Annotated in this window: 19 protein-coding genes; 15 read left to right on the plus strand and 4 right to left on the minus strand. The window is 72.2% G+C overall.

Annotated features, from left to right (window positions below; translation table 11 throughout):
• Nucleotides 1-7 precede the first annotated feature (7 nt).
• Entirely contained in the window at nucleotides 8-601 is a 594-nt protein-coding gene (locus RE421_RS03285; protein ID WP_309814266.1) for an inorganic diphosphatase, read from the minus strand.
• A gap of 119 nt (nucleotides 602-720) precedes the next feature.
• On the opposite strand from RE421_RS03285, the gene dacB reads away from it, so the two are divergent.
• Entirely contained in the window at nucleotides 721-2,247 is a 1,527-nt protein-coding gene (gene dacB / locus RE421_RS03290) for a D-alanyl-D-alanine carboxypeptidase/D-alanyl-D-alanine-endopeptidase (protein WP_309814268.1), read from the plus strand.
• 37 nt (nucleotides 2,248-2,284) lie between these two features.
• On the plus strand, nucleotides 2,285-3,625 hold the full coding sequence (locus RE421_RS03295; protein ID WP_309814270.1) for a protein kinase domain-containing protein: 1,341 nt from the start codon (nucleotides 2,285-2,287) through the stop codon (nucleotides 3,623-3,625).
• A 46-nt stretch (nucleotides 3,626-3,671) separates the two neighbouring features.
• On the opposite strand, the gene RE421_RS03300 is transcribed toward RE421_RS03295, so the two are convergent.
• The gene (locus RE421_RS03300; protein WP_309814273.1) at nucleotides 3,672-5,117 is read right to left on the minus strand and encodes a hypothetical protein; all 1,446 of its coding nucleotides are present in this window, start codon (nucleotides 5,115-5,117) and stop codon (nucleotides 3,672-3,674) included.
• Nucleotides 5,114-7,228 (minus strand): VWA domain-containing protein, encoded by a 2,115-nt coding sequence (locus RE421_RS03305; RefSeq protein ID WP_309814274.1) that lies wholly within the window; start codon nucleotides 7,226-7,228, stop codon nucleotides 5,114-5,116. The genes RE421_RS03300 and RE421_RS03305 overlap by 4 nt, the downstream gene beginning before the upstream one ends.
• 175 nt (nucleotides 7,229-7,403) lie before the next feature.
• Between RE421_RS03305 and RE421_RS03310 the strand changes: the two genes are divergently transcribed.
• The 4 genes from RE421_RS03310 (at nucleotide 7,404) to hpt (ending at nucleotide 10,952) form a co-directional block, all read left to right on the plus strand.
• Complete coding sequence (locus RE421_RS03310) at nucleotides 7,404-7,874, plus strand: DNA-binding protein (RefSeq protein ID WP_396134570.1); 471 nt, start codon at nucleotides 7,404-7,406, stop codon at nucleotides 7,872-7,874.
• A gap of 124 nt (nucleotides 7,875-7,998) precedes the next feature.
• On the plus strand, nucleotides 7,999-9,189 hold the full coding sequence (locus tag RE421_RS03315) for a zinc-dependent metalloprotease (RefSeq protein ID WP_309814276.1): 1,191 nt from the start codon (nucleotides 7,999-8,001) through the stop codon (nucleotides 9,187-9,189).
• A 92-nt stretch (nucleotides 9,190-9,281) separates the two neighbouring features.
• Nucleotides 9,282-10,373, plus strand: coding sequence for a tRNA lysidine(34) synthetase TilS (gene tilS / locus RE421_RS03320; protein WP_396134629.1), 1,092 nt, complete (start codon nucleotides 9,282-9,284; stop codon nucleotides 10,371-10,373).
• A 27-nt stretch (nucleotides 10,374-10,400) separates the two neighbouring features.
• Nucleotides 10,401-10,952 carry a hypoxanthine phosphoribosyltransferase gene (gene hpt / locus RE421_RS03325; RefSeq protein WP_309814283.1) on the plus strand — a complete coding sequence of 184 codons (552 nt, stop codon included), beginning with the start codon at nucleotides 10,401-10,403 and terminating at the stop codon, nucleotides 10,950-10,952.
• 162 nt (nucleotides 10,953-11,114) lie between these two features.
• On the opposite strand, the gene RE421_RS03330 is transcribed toward hpt, so the two are convergent.
• Complete coding sequence (locus RE421_RS03330; protein WP_309814285.1) at nucleotides 11,115-12,203, minus strand: hypothetical protein; 1,089 nt, start codon at nucleotides 12,201-12,203, stop codon at nucleotides 11,115-11,117.
• A 269-nt stretch (nucleotides 12,204-12,472) separates the two neighbouring features.
• On the opposite strand from RE421_RS03330, the gene ftsH reads away from it, so the two are divergent.
• Genes ftsH through RE421_RS03375 form a run of 9 tightly spaced genes read left to right on the plus strand, consistent with a single transcriptional unit; the run spans nucleotide 12,473 to nucleotide 20,891 of the window.
• A complete protein-coding gene (gene ftsH, locus RE421_RS03335; RefSeq protein WP_309814289.1) occupies nucleotides 12,473-14,629 on the plus strand; it encodes an ATP-dependent zinc metalloprotease FtsH in 2,157 nt (718 codons plus the stop codon).
• Nucleotides 14,630-14,643: 14 nt separating this feature from the next.
• Nucleotides 14,644-15,240, plus strand: coding sequence for a GTP cyclohydrolase I FolE (gene folE / locus RE421_RS03340; protein WP_309814291.1), 597 nt, complete (start codon nucleotides 14,644-14,646; stop codon nucleotides 15,238-15,240).
• Nucleotides 15,241-15,281: 41 nt separating this feature from the next.
• Nucleotides 15,282-16,217: a dihydropteroate synthase gene (gene folP, locus RE421_RS03345; protein ID WP_309814294.1), complete on the plus strand. Its 936-nt coding sequence runs from the start codon at nucleotides 15,282-15,284 to the stop codon at nucleotides 16,215-16,217.
• A gap of 3 nt (nucleotides 16,218-16,220) precedes the next feature.
• The gene (folB, locus tag RE421_RS03350; protein WP_309814296.1) at nucleotides 16,221-16,616 is read left to right on the plus strand and encodes a dihydroneopterin aldolase; all 396 of its coding nucleotides are present in this window, start codon (nucleotides 16,221-16,223) and stop codon (nucleotides 16,614-16,616) included.
• 35 nt (nucleotides 16,617-16,651) lie between these two features.
• Nucleotides 16,652-17,194: a 2-amino-4-hydroxy-6-hydroxymethyldihydropteridine diphosphokinase gene (gene folK / locus RE421_RS03355; protein ID WP_309817053.1), complete on the plus strand. Its 543-nt coding sequence runs from the start codon at nucleotides 16,652-16,654 to the stop codon at nucleotides 17,192-17,194.
• Nucleotides 17,191-17,751 carry a DUF3180 domain-containing protein gene (locus tag RE421_RS03360; protein ID WP_309814298.1) on the plus strand — a complete coding sequence of 187 codons (561 nt, stop codon included), beginning with the start codon at nucleotides 17,191-17,193 and terminating at the stop codon, nucleotides 17,749-17,751. Before folK ends, RE421_RS03360 begins: the two co-directional genes overlap by 4 nt.
• Entirely contained in the window at nucleotides 17,720-18,253 is a 534-nt protein-coding gene (locus RE421_RS03365) for a PH domain-containing protein (RefSeq protein ID WP_309814303.1), read from the plus strand. Before RE421_RS03360 ends, RE421_RS03365 begins: the two co-directional genes overlap by 32 nt.
• Before the next feature lie 35 nt (nucleotides 18,254-18,288).
• Nucleotides 18,289-19,962, plus strand: a complete 1,674-nt coding sequence (locus RE421_RS03370) for a PH domain-containing protein (RefSeq protein WP_309814305.1) — start codon at nucleotides 18,289-18,291, stop codon at nucleotides 19,960-19,962.
• Entirely contained in the window at nucleotides 19,959-20,891 is a 933-nt protein-coding gene (locus RE421_RS03375) for a DUF2520 domain-containing protein (RefSeq protein ID WP_309814308.1), read from the plus strand. The genes RE421_RS03370 and RE421_RS03375 overlap by 4 nt, the downstream gene beginning before the upstream one ends.
• The last annotated feature ends 62 nt before the right edge of the window (nucleotides 20,892-20,953 follow it).

Here is a 20,953-nt window from a genome sequence, read left to right on the forward strand (position 1 = left end):
GGCAGGGTCAGGCGCTGCGGCCCTGCGGCTCGTCGGTCTCCGTGCCCTCCTCGGCGGCCGGCTCGGCCTCCTCGGTCTCCACGTCACGGCCCTGGGGCTCGTCGGAGGGGGTGTGCTCGCCGGCGGCGTCGAAGCGCTCGATCGAGGCGGCAAGCTCGGCCTCGGCCGCCCCGCGGCCCTCCCAGCCGTCGGCCTTGACCCACTTGCCCGGCTCCAGGTCCTTGTAACGCGTGAAGAAGTGCTCGATCTCCTGCTTCAGCCACTCGTCGATGTCCTCGAGCTCCTGGAGGTGGTCGAAGCGCTTGTCCGCCGGGACGCAGAGCAGCTTGGCGTCGCCGCCGCCGTCGTCGGTCATGTTGAACACGCCGATCGGGCGGGCCTCCACGATCACACCGGGCACCAGGTCGAAACCGGGCAGGTAGACCAGGGCGTCCAGCGGGTCGCCGTCCTCACCGAGGGTGTTCTCGAAGTAGCCGTAGTGGGTCGGGTACTGCATCGACGTGAACAGGACGCGGTCCAGCCGCAGGCGGCCCGTCTCGTGGTCGTACTCGTACTTGACCCGCGATGCGGCAGGGATCTCGATGGTGACGTCATGGTTCATGGCAAGGGGCTCCTCGGCGGTGCTTCGAAGTCGGCGGGTTCGTGGCCGCACCGCGCGGTGGTGCGAGGCGCGGCGTCTAGAATCAAGGGTATCTCCCACCCCACCAGGAAAGTTCCATCGTGACCGTACGTCCTGCACCGCGCCGGCCCTCCGGCGCGGCCACGGCGTCCTCGATGGCAGCGGCGGCCACGGCGGCGGTGGTGGCCACGCTCCTGGCCGGATGCACCGTCATCCCGGTCCCGGCGGCCTCCGGGACGGCTGACAACCGGAGCCCGACGCCGGCCGGCAGCTCCCAGCCCGCGGGCCGGTCCGCGGAGACCTCCGCGGAGGTCTCTTCAGAGGCCGCCCCGGAGCCGACGGCGGACGCCTCCGCGGTCGCGGCCCTCGTCGAGTTCGTGGACTTTCCGGACCTCTCGCCCCTGCTCGTCCCGAGCCCCGACCCCGAGACGCTGGACCCGCTGCTGGACGAGGCGCTGGCGCTGCGCAGCGGCACCATGTCCGCCGCCGTCCGGGACGGCCTCACCGGCGAACTGCTCTACTCCGAAGGACCGGACCAACCCGTGGTGCCCGCCTCCGCGGTCAAGATCCTGACCGCGGTCGCCGCCCTGCAGACGCTCGGCCCGGACCACCGCTACACCACCACGGCGGTGGCCCAGCCCCTGGAGGGCGACCGAACCGGCGTCGTGCTCGATGCCGGCGGGGACGTGCTGCTGGGCACGGGGGAGAATGCGGAGGAGGCGAACGGCCGGGCCGGGCTGGGGACCCTCGCCGAGCGGACCGCGCAGGCGCTCGAGGAGCAGGGCGCCACGGGCACGGTGGTCGTCGGCGTGGACGATTCGGGCTATGAGGGGCCCGGCGAGTCCCTGGACTGGAGCCCGGACATCGTGTCCTCGGGCAACGCCTCCACGGTCCAGCCGATCGCCACCTACGGCGGCCGGGCGTGGCCCAGCCGGCACACCGACCGACTCCACGACCCGGCGCTGTTCGCCGCCCAGGTGTTCCGCGCCGAGCTCGCCGCTCAGACGGAGGCCCTCGGGCTGGACGTCACCGTGGAGGCGGAGGTGGACCGCGCGGAGCTGACCGGCGACGGCACGGCGCTGGCCGAGGTGGAGTCCGCCCCGCTGGCCGAGCAGATGACCTACATGCTGCAGACCTCGGACAATCAGGTCGCCGAGGCCACGGGCCGCAACCTCGCCCTGGCCGCCGTAGGGGAGGGCAGCTTCGCGGGGGCCGCCCAGACGATCGAGGAGGTGCTGGCGGAGCTCGGGGTGGACACGGAGGGACTGGAACTCGTGGACGCCTCCGGCCTCTCCGGGAGCAACCGCGTCTCCGCGGCGCAGCTGACCGCCGCGATGCAGGCCGCGGCCACCTCCGACGAGCTCCAGCCGGCGGTCACCGGGCTGCCGGCGGCCGGGAAGGACGGAACCCTTCAGGACCGGATGGTGGGCACCGCCGCGGAGGGCGCGGTGCGGGCCAAGACGGGCACGCTGAGCTCGGTGGCCTCCCTGACCGGCACGGTGCAGACCGAGGACGGCCGCACCCTGCTGTTCAGCTTCATCGCCAACGGCCAGCCCGGGGTGCTGGACAACGCCCGCTTCGCCGTGGACCGGGCCGCCGTGGTGCTCGCCGGATGCGGGTGCCGCTAGGGTCGTCACGGAGCAGGCAGGTACAGGGAGGAAGTCCATGGGCCAGGTGATCGCCGGCCGCTTTGAGCTGGTCGAGCACATCGCCTCCGGAGGTTCGGGGTCGATCTGGGCTGCCTGGGACCGGCGCCGGAACACCTGGTGTGCCGCCAAGGTGCTGCGGCACAAGGACTCAGGCGAACTGCTCCGTTTCGTCCGCGAGCAGGGCATCCAACTCGACCACCCGTACCTCGCCACGCCCTACGGCTGGGCCGCCGAGGACGAGGATGTGGCCATCTCCATGCCCCTGGTGTCCGGGGGCACCCTGGATGCGGCGATCAACGACCACGGCGGGTTCTCGTCCGCGCTGGCGTCCGTGCTGCTCCTGCAGCTGGTGGACGCCCTCGAGCACGTGCACACGGCCGGCTGGATCCACCGGGACGTCAAGCCGGCCAACATCCTGCTCGAACCCACCGGCGAGGGCCGCCCGCACCTGCGGCTCGGCGACTTCGGCATCGCCGTCCGCGAGGACGACCCCCGCTTCACCATGGTGGGCTGGGTCAACGGCACCCCCGGCTACCTGGCGCCCGAGGCGATGGCCCTGGCCGCTCCGGCAGCGGCGCAGGACCTGTACGCGGCCGGCGTCGTGGCCTTGCGCATGCTCGATCCCACACTCAAGGGGGAGCGCGGGCTGGAGGCCGCCGCGGCGGAACCACACGAAGCGCTCGGGGCGATCCCGGACGTGGACCCGCGACTGGCCGCCGTCGTCGCCGGCCTGCTGGAGGCCGATCCCGAAGCCCGACGGGCGGCAGCCGGGCGGGCGCGGGACACGCTGCGCCCCCTCGCCGAGCCCCAGACCGCAGCGGACGGTTACCTCACGGCGGAGGGTGAGCCGTTCGTGGTGTTCGACCAGATCCCCGAGGACGGACTCCGCGCCGGTGGCGGCAGCTCGGACGATGACACCGGCCCCGCGGTCAGCGCGGCCGTGCGCGGCGCCCCCGCACCCCGCACGGCCTCACCGGCCCCGTGGATTCTGATGGTCCTCGGGGCACTGGCCGTGACGGTTGCGGCCTTCCTGCTGTGGCCCCGTGCCGAGACCCCCGTGGTGGTCGACTCAGCCGCGACGCCCACCGCCTCCGCGTCCTCCGCTTCCGCCTCCGGTGCCTCCTCCGGTGCGGTTGCGGACCCGCGTCCCGCCACCGGGCCCTCCTCGGCACCGGCCACCGCGGCATCCCCGGAGGAGGGGTCCCCGGAGGAGAGGTCCCCCGCCATCTCCAGTTCGGTCTCGTCTGGTGACGACTGCACCTGGCTGGAACGGGGCATGGTGGTCACCGGAGCCGACGCACAGGTGCTCACCTGCCTCGACGTCGGGTCCGCACTGCGCTGGGAGACCAGCGACTGAGGCTGTCCCGGCCCCGGCCCCGGCCCCGGGGCCGGGGCCGCCGACCTCAGGCAGAGCGCCGGTTCCGTCTGAACAGTAGCCACGCGCCACCGACGAGCACCGCTCCCACCCCGACGCCGCCGAGCAGGGCACCGAGCTCGGCCGCCGTCGGGAATGCCCCGCCGGCGGCGCCACGGCCGGTGGCCTGAACGGCGCCGCCCTCCGTCTCCACCCCGGCAATGACCTGGTCCTGCGCGTCGGCCAGCCATTCCGTGGTGCCCCCGGGCTCCCCCGTGAGGGAGACCGCCAGTTCATAGCGGAACGGCTCGCTGCCCTCACGGTTCGGGCGTGCCGCGGAGGCGGACACGGTGATGTAGTAGTCCCCGGCGAGGCGCAACGCCTCGTAGGAGTAGCTGCCGTACTCCTGCGGGCTGACCGCGACGGAGGCGTTCGCGGTGGACACCGCACCGACATCGAGGTGGCTCAACGAATTGCTGCCGCCGATCATGCGTGGCTCGGCCAGCAGCGGGTTGTAGGCGGCGGAGCCGATGCGCGTCACGCTGGCCTCCCGGTTGTTCCCCGTGGAGAGGCGGTAGCTCATCCGCTGGCCGTACTCGACCGGGACCTTGAAGACCTGCACCTCGGTGGGACGGATCTCCACGGCATAGACCCGGTCCGGCTCGATCGCGGTGGCCGTGGTGAAGGAGCTGCCGCCCTCGAGCGGGGCGGCGTTCCCGGAAGCGGTGACCGATGCGGGCGGCAGGTCTTCGCTGGAAGCCTCGGCCAGCTGGCTCTCGTCGACGGCTGGCTCGATCCAGAACCGCAACTCGACCGGCACCGGGGTGTCGGACTGCCACAGCCCCTCTCGGGTCAGCTTGACCGCCACGCGGCCTGAGCCGTCGGTGAAGCATCCGTAGGAGGCATCCACCTCCATGACGTCGCTGCGCCCGGCCACCACCACCGGGAGGCCGGTCGATCCCTGGGCGGCCGTGGCCGACTGGTTCGGGCCACAGGAATCGCCCTGGGGATTGAGGAACTCGAGCTTCAGGCCGACGTTGTCGTTGCCGTCGACGTCCTGCTGGCCATCGACAGCCAGCACGGCGGCAGCATGGACGCTCTCGCCCTCCTCCAGGGCGGGAAGCCGATAGAAGCGCATGCTGCCCTCACGGACGTCGTCTGTCCCTCCCTGGTCCAGGACGTCACGGTAGAGGCCGGGCTCGACGTCGGTGGCCGACGCCAGCTCACCGCCGCCGGTCACCTCGGAGCCCGCGGCCTCATACACCGGGACGGGGCCGCGGCCGTTGTCCACGGCCTCCGCACGGGCGCCGTCCGCTCCGGGCGCCGCCGAACCGGTGGCGGACTCCGTGGCGGCAGCCGGGAGGGCAGCGGCGGCCGGGACCGCGGTGGCCACCGGGCCGACCGCGACGGCGGCGGCGAGGACAGTCCCCAGTACGCCGGCGCGGAGGGTTCTCGGGACGGATCGACGGGAGGAGGTCGTGCCGGGGGCGATCATCGTGAGGATCCGTTCTGGTCGTGGCCGTTCAGCGTCGGCCGGTGCGTGGGCGGTTGGGCCGGGTAGGCCGGAGCGGGGACGGAGTGCGGATCATGGGGCCCCACGCCGGCGCCCACCGGACGGCGGCGAGCCCACAGGGTGATCGTCAGTCCGCCCAGCAGCACGGTGGCGAGCAGGCCGCCGAGGAACCAGGGCATCGGGGCACTCGCCCGGTCGACACTGCCGGTGGCGACCGGCTGCCCCTCATCCGATGCGTCGCCGTCTCCCGCAGGCCCACCGGCGGCAGCACCGTCGTCGTTCCCGGTGGCCTCGGCATCGGCGGCGACGGGGAGCTGCTCCGGCGACTGGCCCAGGCCGGGTTCGGCGATCTGCGGGCCGTCGACCTCGTCACCCGTGACCTCGACGGCCAGGTCGTAGTCATAGGGGGAGCGGTTGCGGTCGCTGCTCCACTTCTCGGCCGAGACGACCACGTAGTAGTCACCGGACAGGTAGGCGTCGTCACCCACCGAGCCGTCGCGGTTGGACTGGCTCACCGGCACCCTCATGTTCTGGGTGACGGTGTCCCCACCGGAACTGCGGTGCATCCGACCGTCGCCGACCATCCGGACGGGGCCGCGCACCGCGGAGAAGATGTCCAGCGTGATGCCGTTCGGACCGGCGTTCTCCACGTTGCCCTGGAAGGCTCGGACATTGAGTCGCTGGCCGTAGCCGACGTGGACCCGGTAGTAGCGGGCCTCCTGCGGCATGATCGAGTCCGTCAGGACGGTGGCCTGTTCCATCTCGGTGGCGTCGTTGAAGCTGCCACCGCCGAGGACGGCCTCCGGCTCTCCGGACAGCTCGACCGACTGCGGCGCCAGTTCGTCCTTGGCCGCGGCCACCAGGTCCGCCTCGTCCACGGCGGGCTCGACCACCGACTTCAGTTCCACCGGCATGGGCAGGTCCGCCTGGCGGTTGCCGTAGCGCTGCACCTTGGCGTACAGCTGGCCGGTCCCGTCGGCGTAGCACCGGCTGGAGTCGTCGGTGTAGTCCTCGCTGACCACGTAGGCCACCACGGGGCGTCCGCCGTCATCCCCGTGGACGTACTCGTTCTGCGGTGCGGAGCAGGGCTGTCCCTGGCCGTTGACCAGTTGCAGACGCAGGCCACCGACGACGCTGGCATCGTCTGCCCCCGCGCCTTGGTTCGGGATGAGCAGGGCGGAGAAGTGGGCGCGCTCGCCCGGCTGGATGGTGCCCAGGTTGTAGAACTTCAGCGTGCCGTCGTCGGAATTCAGGGTGGAGCTGCCCCGCTCATACTCGTCCAGGTACTGGCCCGGGGCCATGGTGGGGGAGGAATGCAGGGTCTCGCCGCCGGTGATCGGGGTGCCCAAGGGGTTGTACCCCTGGAAGGCCCGCACCGTCTTCGTCTTCAGCCGGCTTTCCAGCTCCACGGCGTTGTCCGCCTGCACATAGGTGCCGCCCGTGGCCTCGGCCACGCAGGTCAGCTCGTCGGCGGCGGTCTCGTTGACCTTGAAGCCGATGGTGTGCACGGTCAGGTCGATGCCCTGGCCGGCCAGGTCCTTCGCGGCCTCGCAGGCAGGCGGCTCGGAGCAGTTCTCCTCGCCGTCGGAGACGAGGATGATCGACTTCTCCCCGTCGACGTCCTGCAGTTCGTCCGCCGCATGGAGCAGCGCGGCGCCGATCGGGGTCTCGCCGACCGCCTCCAGGGCCTCGATCCTCTGCTTCAGCGAGGAGGCATCCGTGGGGCCGACCTGCTGGACGGTGGTGATGTCCGAGCAGTCCTCCGGCGTGTTCGACCCGTAGACCACCAGCCCGAGGTCCGCGCCCTCCGGGACGTTGTCCAGCAGGTTGGTGGTCGCCTGCTGCGCTGCCGCCAGTCGGGTGGTCCCGTCCGCATCCGCGTCGGCCTCGAGCATGGACGAGGAATAGTCCATCACCACGACCACGGGTTGCAGCTGGCGCTCGACACCCGGCTCGGCCGTCGGGGTGGCCTGCGCCGGCAGGGCGGCGAGGGCGGTGGTCAACAGCAGGGCCAGTGTGGCCAGGACAGAGGGCACGGCCCGCCGCAGCGGCCTGCCGCGGGTGGGCTCGGGTCTGATGGTGCGATTCTTCATGGTGTCCTCCGGTGCGAGTGGAGCGGACGCGGCGCCACCCCGACGGCGCCGACCGATGTTTACCTTCGCAAATATAAGCGAGGCTGCCCCTGGGGACAACTCGACCGCCGGGGAGTTCTCTCCATGGCGCGCGCCGGAACCTTTGCCTTCGCAAATGAGGCGGTAACATGTGACCATGCCTTCGCCGGACACCGATCAACGCCTGGCCCAGCAGCAGGCCATCTACGGCATGCCCCTCTCCCAGCGCTTCGGGGATCTGATGGCCGCCTATCGGATCAGCCAGCGATCCCTGGCCCGCGTGCTGGGTCTGTCTGCGCCGATGCTCTCCCAGCTCATCAACGCCCAGCGCATCAAGATCGGCAATCCGGCGGTCTACGAGCGCTTCGTCATGTTGGAGGAGCGCCAGGACGAGCCGGACCTGCAGCGGGTCCTCGACGAGGTCCAGGCCTCCGAGCCGGTCCTGACCACGCACAGCGCCCGGTCTCGCCGGCTGGAGGCCGGTCCGGTCCCGGGTGCCGATCCCGCCGCCCAGGTGGGCCGGCTGGCCACCGCGGAGCAACTGCGGGCCACGGCCGAGGCCGCCCGGGCCGCCGACGCCGCCGAGCTGGCGGCCCTGCTGGACCGGGCCGCCGCCGCCCACGGCTGAGGCGCGACACCGCCGCCGCCCACGGCTGAGGCGCGACACCGCCTCCGCCCACTCCGCCCGCTCATTCCCCGTCCCGACCGGCGCAGCCCTGCGCGCCCCCGGTCGCGTGTGATGGGATGGGTCCATGGAATCCAGCTCCGTGCAGCCCGCCGTGTCCGCCGTGTCCGCCGTGTCTCCCGTGGACTGGGACCTCGCGGCCAGCACGGCCGCCCGGCTGTGCGCCGCCGGCCCCCGCTTCACCCGCCACCAGGCCGAGCGTGAGGCCGCCGGCCTGCGCCACGCCGCAGACGTCTCGGTGGACCATGTCCACCGGATCACCGGGCTGGAAGCGGCCCGGGACCTGCGGGACTCCGAGGTGCTCGTGGTGGACCGGCCCACCTGGATCCGGGCCAACGTGCAGGCGTTCTCCACGCTGCTGGCCCCCGCTTTCGAGTACGTCCAACAGGCGCGCCCGGAGGAGTATGCCCGCGCCACCAGCGGGTTCGGCACCTCCGCCACGGCCCTGGAGGCCGGGGCAGTGCTGGCCTTCCTGTCCTCGAAGGTCCTCGGCCAGTACGAGCCGTTCTGCGCCCTGCCCGGCCCGGAGGGGACCTCCACCGGACCGGAGGGCGGTCGGCTGCTGCTGGTGGCCCCGAACATCGCCGAGGTGCGGGTGGAGCTCAACGTGGACCCGGAGGACTTCCGGCTCTGGGTCTGCCTGCACGAGCAGACCCACCGGGTGCAGTTCGCGGCCGCCCCGTGGCTGCGCGAACACCTGCAGGCCAACATCATGGAACTGGTCTCCGGCATGTTCGACAAGGTGGACACGCTGCCCGAACGCCTCTCCGCCCGCGTCCGCGCCCTCCTGAAGGGTCCCGAGGCGGACCCGCGGTCCGTGGGTCAGGGCCGGGGCTCCGCCGAGCTCGGCACGGACGAGCACCCGGCCTCCATGGGACTGCTGGAGCTGATCCAGGACCCGGAGGACAAGCAGCGGCTGGCCCGGATCAACGCCGTGATGTCCCTGCTGGAGGGGCACGCCAACGTGGTCATGGACGCCATCGACTCCTCGGTGGTCCCCACCGTCAAGACCATCCGCCAGCGGTTCGACCACCGCACCTCCACCCGGTCCTCCGTGGACCGGTGGATCCGTCGGTTCATGGGCATGGATGCCAAGATGCAGCAGTACCGGGACGGCCAGCGCTTCGTGAAGCGGACGGTCCGGGAGCTCGGCATGGACGGCTTCAACGTGGTGTGGGAGTCGGCGGAGAACCTGCCGAGCGAACAGGAGATCCACCACCCCGAGCAGTGGGTCGCGCGCATCCGGGAGCAGGGCTGAGCTCGGCCGCGGACGGCGGGACCATCCCAGGACCGGGCACGACGCCGGCCGGCCCGGACCGCTGGCCGCCCACCTCCCGCTGGCCGGAGGCCCTGAACCGTGCCGTGCGCGCCCTGGCGGCGGCCACCCACGGCCGGACCCTGCCACTCGTGGGGCTGTCCGGCGGGGCGGACTCCCTGGCGCTCGCCGTGGCTGCCGCCGAGGCGGTGCGCACCCGGGCCACCCCGGAGCTGGCAGCAGGAGTGGGAGCCGTCGTGGTGGACCACGGACTGCAACCCGGGTCCGCCGGTGTGGCCCGCCGTGCGGCCGCCGTGGCCCGCGCACTGGGGCTGGACCCCGTGGTCGTGGAGCGCGTGGACGTCCCCGTCACGGGGGCCGGCCCGGAGGCCGAGGCCCGCACCGTACGTCATGCCGCCCTGGACGCCGCGGCACGGCGGCTGGGCTCCGGCGCCGTGCTGCTGGGCCACACCCGGGACGACCAGGCCGAACAGGTGCTGCTCGGCCTCGCCCGCGGCTCCGGCACCCGGACGCTCGCGGGGATGCCCCGCCGCCGGGGACTGCTGTTGCGCCCCCTGCTGGACCTCACCCGCCAGGACACCGAGGCGATCTGCCGCTGGGTGGGACTGCGGTGGTGGGAGGACCCGGCCAACGAGGATCCCGCCTATCTGCGCTCGCGGATCCGTACGTGCGTGCTGCCGACACTCGAGGACCCGGACCGCGGCCTCGGTCCCGGGCTGACCGCCGCCCTGGCGCGTAGCGCGGACATCGCGGCCGAGGACGCGGCGGCGCTGGAGACCTGGGCGGGGCGCGAGTTCGCACGACTCCGGCAGGATGACCAAGTGGAGCGCGAGGCGGGCGAGGCACCCGGTCTCCGGCCGGCGTCGTGCCCGGTGTCCCTGCCGATGGAGGAGCTGGCCGCGCTGCCGGACGCGATCCGGTACCGCGTGATCTCCTCCGCCGTGGTGGCCGCGGGCGGCGAGCGGCCCAGCCGGGAGCGCGTGCTGGCCGTGGACCGCCTGGTGGCCACCCGCTCCACGGGGGGATCCTCGGCGGGACCGGTGGAGCTGGCCGGCGGGGTCGTCTCCCACCGTCGGACCGCGGGAGGGTATGCGAGACTGGTCCTCAGCGCCGTCACGCCCTTCAGTCCGATCCGGACCGGGCCGGCCGAAGGCGCCATCCCGTAGCGAATACACCCCGCAGGAGCAGCCCGCATGGAAGCACAGGACGTGCACGGCGACCTGGATCATGTGCTCATGACCAAAGAGCAGATCCAGGACACCATCAAGGATCTCGCAGCGCAGATCGACCGCGACTACCAGGGCAAGGACGTCCTGCTGGTGGCGGTCCTCAAGGGGGCGGTGATGGTCATGGCGGACCTCTCCCGGGCCCTGCACTCCCACGTCACCCTGGACTTCATGGCCGTCTCGTCCTACGGCTCCGGCACCCAGTCCTCCGGCGTGGTGCGGATCCTCAAGGATCTGGACGCGGACCTGATGGGCCGCCACGTGCTGATCGTGGAGGACATCATCGACTCCGGTCTGACGCTGTCCTGGCTGAAGACCAACCTCGAGTCCCGCGGCCCCGCCTCCGTGGAGATCTGCGCCTTCCTGCGCAAGCCCGAGGCCATGAAGGTGGAGATCGACGTCAAGTACGTGGGCCAGGACATCCCGAACGAGTTCGTGGTCGGCTACGGCCTGGACTTCGATGAGCGGTACCGCAACCTGGACTTCATCGGCACCCTCGCCCCGCACGTCTACTCCTGATCACCGATCTGGGAGGGCGGCCGAACGATTGGCCCCTCGTGGCCGGAAGTTGCCGCTCTCAGCGGGGACGCGGACCCTCAGAGCGGCAACTTCGGACGTATCACTGCGTACTGGGGATCAATCGTTGGCCCGGCGCTCCTCCGCTGTGGGGTCTTGGGTCGATCAGCGGCCCCGCGCATCAGCGATGGTGCGTCCGATGAGCTCGACGGCCGTCCTGAAATCCTCAGCGGAGTCGGCCGAGCCGAAGCGCAGCACCTTCCACCCCTGCCTCAGGAACGCCTGGTCACGGCGGAGGTCTTTGGCAAGTTGGTTCCCTTCGCCGTGGTGATGGCCCTCGTACTGGATGGCGATGAGCCATTGCGGATAGCCGAGATCGGCCGTGGCGGGGAAGTCCGCTGAGTACTGCGGATCCCAACACTCGATCTGGAGCGTCGGCTCGGGGAGGTCGACTCGAGCCATGGCCAGTCGCAGGAGGGTCTCCTGCGGAGAGTCGGCTCCCACGCGGACGAGCGCCAGTGCGCTGCGGGCCCTGGAGATGCCGCGGATCCCCGGATGCGCGTGGAGGCAGGCGAGCAGGGCATCCACGGTGGTCCATTGCGTCCGGCGGGTCTCGGCCCAGGCATGTGGCTCGCGGACGAGGTGGTCTCCGAGGATGGCCAGGTCCTGCACGGTCAGCAGGGTGGCACAGTCCAGCCACGTCCGTTCGGGGGAGGTGGTCCGGCGCCCGTTGACCAGGACGACCTCGTCCTCCAGGAGCAGCGACCGGTGGGTGATCACGCTCTGACGCTTCAACCGGCTGAGCCCGGGGCCTCGGGTGATGTGCACCAGGCGGGTATCCAGTGCCTTTCGCGGAAGCCACCAGCCGCGGACCAATGCCGCGGTGAGGTGGGAGGCGCAGGCGTCCGGTACAGCCTCGAGCACGGACGACGCGCGGGGGAGGGTCGCGTGGACCGAAGGCTGGGGCGCGGGCACGGGGGTCCTTGCCTCGGCAGCCGTGGACTCGACTGCACCGTCCAAGGAGGCTGCCGGAGCGGCCGCCGCCGGTTCCGGAACCTCCGAGGACGATCCCGCCGCGGCCTCGAGGTCGGAGAGCCTGTCCGACGGCTGGTCGGTCCACCGGTAGCGTCCGTGGCCGACCCGCACGATGTCCCGGCGCCGGAGCCGTCCGGAGGTCACGCCGAGGGCCAGGGCCTCGGCGCGGCTGAACTCCCGGTGACGGAGGGACGCGGGGAGGGGCCGGGGATAACGCACCCGTCCGGTCTCCGGTGATCCGGCTCATCGCGTGGCGGTTATCCACAGGCAGCCCGCCGCATCAGCCCGCCCCGGAAGCCCTCAGCCATTCCACCGGTTGCGAACGGCGGGGCCCCAGGACCCCACCGTAGACTGGCGCCCGGTACCGTGGACGGGTACGGCTGTGCCCTGGGCCGGTGGATCCCGCAATGGCCCCGCGCAGCTCCGGCCCGCCCCGTACCGGGTGAGCGCGCCGTGCCCACCGCGCAGGACAAAGGTCAGGAGAGTTGTTGAAAGCCAAGAAGGTCTTCAAGGGCCCGATCATCTGGATCGTTTTGGCCGCCGTGTTCCTGATGCTCATCATCCCGGCGCTGACCCAGGGCTCCTCCGCCCGCGTGGACACCAACGTGGGCCTCGCGCTGCTCGAGGAGGACCGGGCCGCCCAGGCCAAGATCCAGGACGGTGAGCAGCGGGTCGACCTGACCCTGCGCGAGCCCTACAGCCAGGACGGCCGTGACCTCGGCACGGACGTCTACTTCTACTACTCCACGGCGCGCGCCACCAATGTGGTCGAGGCGATCGACGCCTCCGGGCTGGACGGCTTCACGGACCAGCCGGTGCAGAACAACTGGCTGCTGTCCATGCTGGGCTTCCTCATCCCCTTCCTGCTGATCGGCCTGGTCTTCTGGTTCCTGCTGTCCAGGATGCAGGGCGGCGGCGGCAAGGTCATGCAGTTCGGTAAGTCCAAGGCCAAGCTCATCACCAAGGACATGCCGCAGGTGACCTTCGTGGACGTGGCCGGCGCCGAGGAGGCGGTGGAGGAACTCCACGAGATCAAGGAGTTCCTCGCCGAGCCGGCCAAGTTCCAGGCCGTGGGCGCGAAGATCCCCAAGGGCGTGCTGCTCTACGGGCCTCCGGGCACCGGCAAGACGCTGCTGGCCAAGGCCGTGGCCGGCGAGGCGGGCGTGCCGTTCTACTCGATCTCCGGCTCGGACTTCGTGGAGATGTTCGTGGGCGTGGGCGCCTCCCGCGTGCGTGACCTCTTCGAGCAGGCCAAGACCAACTCCCCGGCCATCATCTTCGTGGACGAGATCGACGCGGTCGGCCGTCACCGTGGCGCCGGCGTGGGCGGCGGCAACGACGAGCGCGAGCAGACGCTGAACCAGCTCCTGGTGGAGATGGACGGCTTCGACGCCACCACCAACGTGATCCTCATCGCGGCCACCAACCGTCCGGACGTCCTGGACCCCGCCCTGCTGCGCCCGGGCCGCTTCGACCGGCAGATCCCCGTGGAGGCCCCGGACCTGGAGGGACGCCACCAGATCCTCTCGGTGCACGCGCAGGGCAAGCCGATGGCCGAGGGCATCGACCTGCGCTCGCTGGCCAAGCGCACCCCCGGGTTCACCGGCGCGGACCTGGCCAACGTGCTCAACGAGGCTGCGCTGCTGACGGCCCGCTCCAACGCCCAGCTGATCGACGACCGCGCCCTGGACGAGGCCGTCGACCGCGTCATGGCCGGCCCGCAGAAGCGCTCCCGGCTGATGAAGGAGCACGAGCGCAAGGTCACGGCGTACCACGAGGGCGGTCACGCCCTGGTGGCCGCCGGGCTGCGTAACTCGGCCCCGGTCACCAAGATCACCATCCTGCCCCGCGGACGCGCGCTGGGCTACACCATGGTGGTCCCCGAGGATGACAAGTACTCGGTCACCCGCAACGAGCTGCTGGACCAGCTCGCCTACGCCATGGGCGGCCGCGTGGCCGAGGAGATCATCTTCCACGATCCCTCCACCGGCGCCTCGAACGACATCTCCAAGGCCACGGACACCGCCCGGAAGATGGTCCTCGAGTACGGCATGAGCGAACGGGTCGGGGCCGTGAAGCTCGGCTCCGGCAGCGGCGAGCCCTTCATGGGCCGGGACATGGGCAGCGGACGCGAGTACTCCGAGCAGGTGGCCGCGATGGTGGACTCCGAGGTGCGCCAGCTGCTGGACCGCGCCCACGACGAGGCCTACTGGATCCTCAACGAGAACCGGGACATCCTGGACCGGCTGGCCTACGAGCTGCTGGAGAAGGAGACCCTGAACCAGGCCCAGATCGCCGAGATCTTCGCGGAGATCCGCCAGCGCGAGCCCCGCCAGGTGTGGTTGTCCAGCGAGGACCGTCCGGTCTCCGCCCAGCCCCCCATCCTGTCCCCGGCGGAGCGCCGCGCCCTCGCCGCGAAGAACGGCGACGCCGGCCCCGCCAGCCGGGACGGAGCGTCACCGGAGGCGGTGGACCCGGAGTCCACCTCGGACTCACTGAGCCCCACGGTGGACCCGACCCCGGGCAGCCAGCTGCCCGGAGAGCCCGACGGCGGCACCGGCCGGCCCGGGGGCCCGGCGGGCCCGACCGACCTGCCGCGCGACGACCTGCCGCGCACCGACCTGCCGCGCACCGAGCTGGAATGACGAGGACTGGGACCATGAACGAGAAGCAACGTCAGCCGGGCACTGCCGGCGTGGACCGCCCCCGCATCCAGGCCGCCGTCCGGGAGATCCTGGAGGCGATCGGTGAGGACCCGGACCGGGAGGGCCTGCAGGACACCCCCCAGCGGGTGGCGAAGGCCTACGACGAGTTCTTCGCCGGGCTCGTGCAGGACCCGGCCGAGGTCCTGGGAACCACGTTCGACATCTCGCACGAGGAACTCGTGCTGGTGAAGGACATCCCGTTCTACTCCACGTGCGAGCATCACCTGGTGCCCTTCCACGGCTCGGCCCACATCGGCTACATCCCCAGCCCCGAGGGGCTCGTGACGGGCCTGAGCAAGCTGGCCCGGCTCGTGGAGGTCTACGCGAGGCGCCCGCAGGTCCAGGAGCGACTGACCACGCAGATCGTGGAGGCCCTGATGACGCACCTGGACCCCCGCGGGGCCATCGTGGTGATCGAGGCCGAGCACATGTGCATGTCCATGCGCGGGGTGCGCAAGCCCGGGGCCAAGACGGTCACCTCGGCCGTCCGGGGCCAGCTGCGCGAGGCCTCCACCCGCTCCGAGGCGATGAGCCTGATCCTGCACGGCTGAGGCCGGCACGGATCCCACCCGCTCCACGAAAGGACCACCCCATGGACTCGATGGCCGCATCGACCGGCACCGGCCCCAACACGGGACCGATGACGGTGATCCGCAAGATCCGCCGCCGTACCCTGGCGGACCTGCCGACGGACCGCACCCTCGTGATGGGCGTCCTGAACGTCACGGACAACTCGTTCTCGGACGGCGGGGCCTACCTGGACACGGACGCCGCCATCGAACAGGGCCTGCGCCTGCTGTACTCGGGCGCGGACATCATCGACGTGGGCGGCGAGTCCACCCGGCCCGGGGCGGGCGCCGTCGACGCGGTGACGGAGCAGAACCGCGTGCTGCCCGTGATCGAGGCCCTCGTGAAGGCCGGGGCCGTGGTCTCGGTGGACACCATGCACGTCGCCACGGCGGAGGCGGCCCTGAAGCTCGGCGAGGTGATCGTCAACGACGTCTCCGGGCTGAACCACGAGCCGGAGATGCCCGAGCTGATCGCCCGCACCGGCGCCACGTACATCCTCATGCACAACCGCGGCGACGCACGGACCATGGACTCCCTCACGGACTACGAGGACGTGGTCGAGGACGTGGTGCGCGAGCTGAGCGAGGTCAGGGACACCTTCCTGGCCGCCGGGGCGAAGCCGGAGCAGCTCATCCTGGATCCGGGACTGGGCTTCTCGAAGGCCGGTGCGCAGAACTGGGAGCTGCTGCACGGACTGGACCGCCTGCAGTCCCTCGGCCTCCCGGTGCTCGTGGCCGCCTCCCGCAAGCGATTCCTGGGCACCCTGCTCGCCTCCGAGTCCGGGGCCGAGCCCAGCCCGGCGGATCGCGACCACGCCACGGCCGCCGTCACCGCGCTGTCCGCCCTGCACCGCGTCTGGGGCGTGCGCGTGCACACCGTGGAGCCCTCCCTCCACGCGGTCAAGGCGGCCCGGGCCTGGCTGGATCCGGGGGCCGCCGCCCGCCAGGCCGGGGCCTGAGCCATGCGGGGCAGCGCGCAGGCCGGGCCGTCCGGCCGTGACCGCATCACGCTCACGGGCCTGACCGCCCGGGGGTACCACGGGGTGTTCGCGGCGGAGAAGCGGGACGGCCAGGAGTTCACCACGGACGTGGTGGTGCACCTGGACGCCGCACCGGCCGCGGCCGGTGACAGCCTGGAGCACACCGTGAACTACGCGCAGGTGGCGGACACCGTGCTGCGGGTGGTCACGGGGGAGTCGCTCGACCTGATCGAGACCGTGGCGGACCGGATCGCCCGGGCACTGCTGGCCGAGCAGCCGGTGGCCGCCGCCGTGGAGGTGACCGTGCACAAGCCGCACGCGCCCATCGAGGCGGACTTCGCCGACGTCGCCGTCTCGGTGTGCCGGAGCCGCACGTGAGCCCCGCCGGACCGCCCACCGGACCCGACACCGGGCTGGACGGTGTCCCCGCGGCCCCCGTGGCCGCCGTCCTGGCCCTCGGGGCCAACCTCGGCGACGCGGCCGCCACCGTGGCGCAGGCGGTCCGGGAGCTGCGGAACACGCCGGGCCTCGAGGTGACCGGGGTGTCCCCGGCCGCGCGGACCCGTCCCGTGGGCGGGCCCGAGGGGCAGCCGGACTACGTGAACCTCGTGCTCACGGTGTCCACGCGGCTCTCCCCGGCAGCCCTGCTGGCGGCGGCGCAGGGGATCGAGCAGGCCCACCACCGCACCCGCGAGGTGCGCTGGGGGCCGCGGACCCTGGACATCGACGTCATCACCTACGGCGAGATGACCTCTGACGACCCCGTGCTGACGCTGCCGCATCCGCGCGCCCACACCCGCGCCTTCGTGCTCGCCCCCTGGTCCTGGCTGGAGCCCGAGGCCACGCTGTCCGGGGAGCGTGTGGCGGACCTCGCGGCCCAGGCGGACGACGCCGGCTCGGTCACCCGGGTGCCCGGAGGCGCGGAGGACGAGGATACGGCAGGGACGGTCTCGTGACCGGGATCCGCCCGCTGTGGCTGCTGCTGATCCTGCTCGTCACCGGCGGACTGGGCTGGGTGGCCGCCCTGGTGGCGGCGGGCGCGGGCGTGGTCGCGCCGGTCCTGGTGCGATCCTCGGGGATCACGCTGGGCGCGGTGGCCGTGCTCGTGCTGCTGCTCGGGGTCCGCGTCCAGCGGGACAAGAAGAGGCCGCTGGCCGCGCGGATGAACCCGCTGGTGGCCACCCGCACCCTGGCACTGGCCCAGGCCGGGGCCTACGCCGGATCGCTGATCGCCGGCTGGCACGGCGGTGTGCTGGTGCACCTGACCGCCGCCACGGGCTTCGGCACGGCCACCGTGAACGACGCGCTGCTGATGGTGATCGGCGGACTGGTACTGGTTATCGTGGGGTACATCGTGGAACAGTTCTGCCGGGTGCCCCCGGACGACGGGGCGGATGGCACCACGGACACAGCAGGCCGGAACGGCGGGGGGAACCGGGGACGCCCCGGTCCCGCCTACGGCCCCGAGGGGGAAGGCGGATATGCCAGGACTGCCAGCACGAACGACCCATGACGTACGCGGCCTCGAGGACGTCGAGTGGACCCCGGTCTCCCCGAAGCTCATCCCCGCCCACTACCTGGTGACGGTCATCACCGTGGGGATCGTGACGGCCGTCCTGTCCGTCCCGCTGATCCTGATGCTGACCGGCGTCTGGCCCGCCTACCCGGCCTGGCTGGCTTGGGCCCTGCCGGCGGTGATGCTGGCCTGGGGCGTGCTGGAGATGATCCTGGTCCCGCGCCGGGTCCGGGCCATGGGCTATGCCGAGCGTGACGACGACTTCCTGTTCAAGTCCGGGCTCTGGTTCCGCCGCGTGCTGGCCGTGCCCTACGGCCGGCTGCAGTACCTGGACGTCAAGGAGGGGCCCGTGCAGCGCCGCTTCGGCATCCGCTCCCTCGAGCTGCAGACGGCCTCCGCGTCCACGAATGCCACGATCGAGGGCATCCCGGCCGAGGACAGCGAACGACTGCGCGACGCCCTCATGGCCCGTGGCCAGGCGAGGTTGGCGGGCCTGTGACGGGCGGGCCGGCGGAGGGTCCGGCACAGGACCCCGTGGCCGGGGCGCAGGAGTCGCCGCGCGGTCGGCCGGAGGCGGCCGACGGCGAGTGGCACCGTGTGCATCCCATCAGCCCCTGGGTGCGGGGCTGGGTGATCCTCGTGGCGATGCTGTTCTTCGGCTCCCAGTCCTTCGGCGAGGACGCGATCCGGGCCCTGCTGGGGCAGGGGGAGTTCCAGGCGGCGCGGGGGCTGTGGATCACCCTGGCCGTCTACGCCGGGGTCTTCGTGATCATGGTGGTGATCTACTACTTCTCCTGGCGCTTCACCAAGTACCAGCTCGCGGACGAACAGGTCCTGCTGGACACCGGCGTGATCTTCCGCCAGCACCGGCGCGTGCGCTACGACCGCGTGCAGGCCGTGGACATCCGCCAGCCGCTGCTGGCCCGCATCTTCGGCCTGGCCGAGCTCAAGTTCGAGGCGGCCGACGGCGGCTCCACCGCCATGCAGCTCTCCTTCATCAAGGAGGACGAGGCCCGCGTCCTGCGCGCCGAGATCATGGGCCGCGCGGCGGGCATCCGGGCCGGCGCGAGCCCCGCGGTGGCGGCGGACCTCGGTCCGGAGGCGCCCGCTGCCGCGGAGGGTCTTCCCTCCGGCCCGTCCGGTCAGCCGGACACCGACGCAGCCGAGCCGGCGCACCCGGGTGCCGCGCCGCCGTCGGGCGTCACCGCCTCCGCGCCGCCGATCCCCGAGGCTCCGGAGCAGGTCATGCTGCAGGTGCCCGTCGGCCGGATGATCGGCGCGCTGCTGCTGTCCACCGCGCTGGTGGTCATGCTCTCCATCCTGGTGGTGATGGTGGCGGGGGCGGCGATCCTGGACGCCGTGATCCCGCAGGAGGGCGAGGACAACTGGTGGCGGATCCTGCTGTTCGCGATGATCCCCTTCGCGTTCTCCCTGATCGGCGTGGCGTGGTCCGGGTTCAACCGGGGCTACAACTTCACGGTGGCCACCTCCCCGGACGGGATGCGGCTGCGCTACGGACTGCTGGAGACCTCGCAGCAGACCGTCCCCCCGGGGCGCGTGCAGGCCGTGCGGATCAGCCAGTCGCTGCTGTGGCGGCCCTTCGGCTGGTACAAGGTCGTCGTCAACGTGGCCGGCTACGGCCCCGCCGTGGAGGGCGGGGCCGCGGACAAGTCCACGGTGCTGCCCGTCGGCACCCTCGAGGACGTCCTGCGGGTGCTCTCCGTGGTGGCCCCGGATCCCGGCCTGGACCCGGAGGAATCGGAGGACGTGGCGGAGGTCTTCCGGGCGGGCGTCACCGGCCTCGGGGACGGCCACGGCTTCACGCACTCGCCGCGGCGCGTGTGGTGGCTGGACCCCCTGACGTGGCGGCGCAACGCGTACCGCTCGACCCGGACCCTGCTGATGCTGCGATCGGGGCGGCTGGAGCGCTACCTGCAACTGATCCCCCACGAGCGGATCCAGTCCGTGGACCTGCACCAGGGACCCCTGCTGCGGCGGCTGTCCGTGGCCACGCTCCGTTTCCACTCCACCCCCGGCCCGGTGGTCACGCAGCTGATCCACGCGGACGTGGAGGTCGCGGCCCGGCTGTTCCTCGAGGAGGCGGACATCGCCGCCGTCTCCCGGCGCATGCGGGACCGGAACCAGTGGATGCGCCAGGAGGAGCTCGCCCGCTTCGAGCAGCGCACCCGCCAGGTGGTGCAGCAGTGACCGGCGCCGGACGGGCCGATCCCTCGGGGTCGGCGCCGCAGAACCGCCCCGGCCGGCTCGGGGTCGGCGTGATCGGCGCCGGCAGGGTCGGCGCCGTGCTGGGGGCGGCCCTGCGCAACGCGGGCCATGCCGTCACGGGCGTCCACGCCGTGTCCGAGGCCTCCCGCACCCGGGCCGAGGCCCTGCTGCCCGAGGTCCCGGTGCTCGAGATCCCCGAGATCCTGCGCCGCTCCGAGCTGGTGCTGCTGGCCGTGCCGGACGACGCCCTGCCGGGACTCGTGGCCGGGCTCGCCGAGGCCGGCCACTTCCAGACCGGCCATCTCGTGGTGCACACCTCGGGCCGGCACGGCGTCTCCGTGCTGGACCCGGTGCGCGCCGCCGGGGCCATCCCCCTGGCCGTCCACCCGGCCATGTCCTTCACGGGACTCAGCCTGGACCTGGCCCGGCTGCAGGACTGCATGTTCGGCGTGACCGCGGACGCCGTGGTGCTGCCGGTGGCCCAGGCGCTCGTGGTGGAGATGGGCGGGGAACCCGCCGTGATCCGCGAGCAGGACCGCGGGACCTACCACGCTGCACTGTCCCATGCCTCGAACCACCTCGTGACCCTGACCGCGCAGTCCGCGCAGCTGCTGGCCTCGATCGGCGTGGAGCGGACCGACCGGATGCTCGCACCCCTGATGTCCGCCTCCCTCGAGAACTCCCTGGCCAACGGGGACGGCGCCCTCACCGGACCGGTCGCCCGCGGGGACGTGGGCACGGTGCGCCGGCACCTCGAGGTCCTGGCCGGGCTGGCCGACAGCGGAACCCTGCCGGCCGATGTCGGGCAGGCCTACCGCGCCATGGCCCGGGCGACCGCCCAGCGTGCCCTGGCCCGGGGCGCCCTGTCCGAGTCCGCCGTGGCGGAGCTGCTGGACGCCCTGAGCCACTGACCCCCGGTCGGGTCTGGAGGGATTCACTCGTTGCCCCCGGTTCTCGGTGAATCGCTCCAGAC

The organism is Citricoccus sp. I39-566, assembly GCF_031432995.1.
Taxonomy (GTDB): Bacteria; Actinomycetota; Actinomycetes; order Actinomycetales; family Micrococcaceae; genus Citricoccus; species Citricoccus nitrophenolicus_A.